The organism is Roseateles sp. P5_B10 (assembly GCF_056400485.1).
The window spans coordinates 1-2,300 of the sequence record NZ_JBFULE010000815.1 but is presented as its reverse complement, the minus strand read 5'-3'; the positions used below and the strand labels follow the sequence as shown (position 1 = coordinate 2,300).

Sequence of the window (2,300 nt, the reverse complement as noted above, 5' to 3'; positions counted from 1 at the left end):
GCGACCACCCTTCTGCCCGTGCAGGCCATGGCCGGCCTCACCGGGCCGGCGCTCAACGCCTTCAGCCTGCGCCAGACACAGATCGCCCGCCGCGGCGGTGAGGCCGCCCAGGCGACGCTGCGCCGGCGCCTGGGCGATGTGATCGGCAGCCAGGCCACGYTGCCCGACGCGGTGATCGTGGACATCACGCCACCCATGCGCATCCCGCCCAAGCCCGCGCTGCCCACCAGCACCCAGACGGCGATCGAACTGCCCTGGCGGCTCATCATCTCGCCGCACGATGGCGAGCACTGGCGGCATGCCACCAAGGCGGCCACGTCGCCCTACTCCGGCCACACCGAGCTGTGGCACACGCGGCTGCTCGGCCCCGCGGGTGTCGACTCGCCGGCCCCCGACGCGGGGCGCACGGTGCGCGCCGTCTGGGCCACCACGGGCTGGGGCCAGAAGGCGATGCAGTCGGCCTTCCCTTCCGGCTTCACGGAGCTGCCGGGGCCCGACGCGGGCAACCCCTTCGTCACCAGCGAGACGGCGCTATCGGACTACGACCGCTACCAGGTCACGCACCTGTCGTCGAACTTCTCGATGACGAACTACGAGCCCCAACCCATCGACACGCGGCTCCTGATGCTGTCCAGCCAGGGCGCCTGGCTCGACAGCCGCGGCGACTGGGAGCCGCCGGGGCTGGACGTGGAGAGCTGGGTGCACCAGGCCACGCAGGGCCGCGACCACTATGTGCGCGTCGTCTACCGCGGCGTGCTCTTCCCCTTTGGCCACCGCGCCGTGCTCATCAAGGTCAGCGAGCGCAAGTTCCACAAGCTGCCGGGCAACCCGGCCTATCTGCGCCAGCGCATGTTCATGATCGTGCGCGAGAAGATCAAGCACTACGACGACGCTGCCACGCTGCGCCCCTTCGGCGCAGGTGATGCAACCGTCGAGCACGAGCTGCCTTTCACCTCGGTGCGCATGCTGACGACGGTGACGCCCGATCTCGCCCAGCCCATCAAGACCCAGGTCGAGCCGGGCCTGGGCCAGTTGCTCTTCTGGCCCGCCACGGGCCCGGGCGATTCGCCAACGCCCTTCCCCTTCCGCATGGCAGGCACCGACCTGGACGGGCGTGAGGTGCAGTTCGAGCTGCCGCTGATCTTCATGTCCAACACCATGGCCAGCCCCCGGGACAAGGTCGGCAACAAGCTCGTGCCCAAGCATTCGGGCACCGGCGGCGCCGCGGACACGGCCAACCGCGCACTCACCGGCTGGCGCAAGTTCCAGATTGCCGACGCGGTGGACGACCCGCAGGGCACCGAGCGCGCCACCGCCCAGCTCAAACGCCAGCGCGTCACGCTCGCGCTGAGCAGCAAGCCCGGCGACACGGCGGTGGAGGTGGCCCATCTCACCTTCGACGCCCAAGTGCCGTCCACGGTCGCCACGAGCACCTCGTTCAAGGCCTTCAAGGCCTTCACGCCGGACCTGCTCAAGCCCATGTTCTACCCGCGCGTGTCGCGGCTGAAGGCGCGCATCGGCGCAATGGCCCAGCTCACCGGCTCCGACGGCTTCAACCGCCTGCGCTGGAACACGACCTATCTGCAAAGCGGCTTCGACCCCGGCGTCAACAAGGGCGAGGTGTTCGCCGAAGTCGTCGAGCGCGCCGGCATGGGGCGCCTCGACTTCTCCAAGCAGGGCGACCGCAGCGGCGGCTTCGTCATGCCCAACCTCAGCCCGTCGGCGTTGTCGCGCTCGCTCGGGCCGGCGGCCGGCAATGTGGCCGACGTGGTGGGCGGCCAGATCAAGGCCACCAACTTCTTCCCGCCCGGCGRCGCGGGCGACCTGCCGCTGCCGCTGCTGTTCGGCTGCATCCCGCTGAGCGCGGTGATCCACGACATCACCCAGCTCTTCGACAACCTCGACAAAGCGCCCAAGTTCGCCTCGGAGGCCGGCACCAAGGTCGAGGCCTTCTTCAACGACCTGATGCGGCTGTACCAGTTCATCAGCAGCCTGGCCTCCCAGCCCGGCTCGCTGGGCAGCGCCGCGCTCGAGGTCGTCAAGGGCACGATCAACGACCTGCTGCAGCAGGCGGCCGCCTTCGGCGCCGCCCAGCTCGCGCCCATCACCGCCAAGGTCAACACGCTGCTCGCCACGCTGGACAGCGTCAAGGCCCAGCTCGACAACCTGGGCAGCAAGAGCCTGGACGCCGCCAACCCGCTGGCCGGCATCAACCTCGCCGAYGCCCTCGACGCGCCGCAGGGCAACGGCGCGCTGCGCGCCAAGCTGGTCGACCTGAAGAACACCGTCCAGGCCTCGAC

At 70.0% G+C, this 2,300-nt stretch carries 1 pseudogene; it reads left to right on the top strand.

What is annotated here, in order from left to right:
* Positions 1–27 precede the first annotated feature (27 nt).
* Positions 28–2,300 (top strand): annotated as a pseudogene (locus AC1DU6_RS27990) (hypothetical protein); the annotation flags it as partial.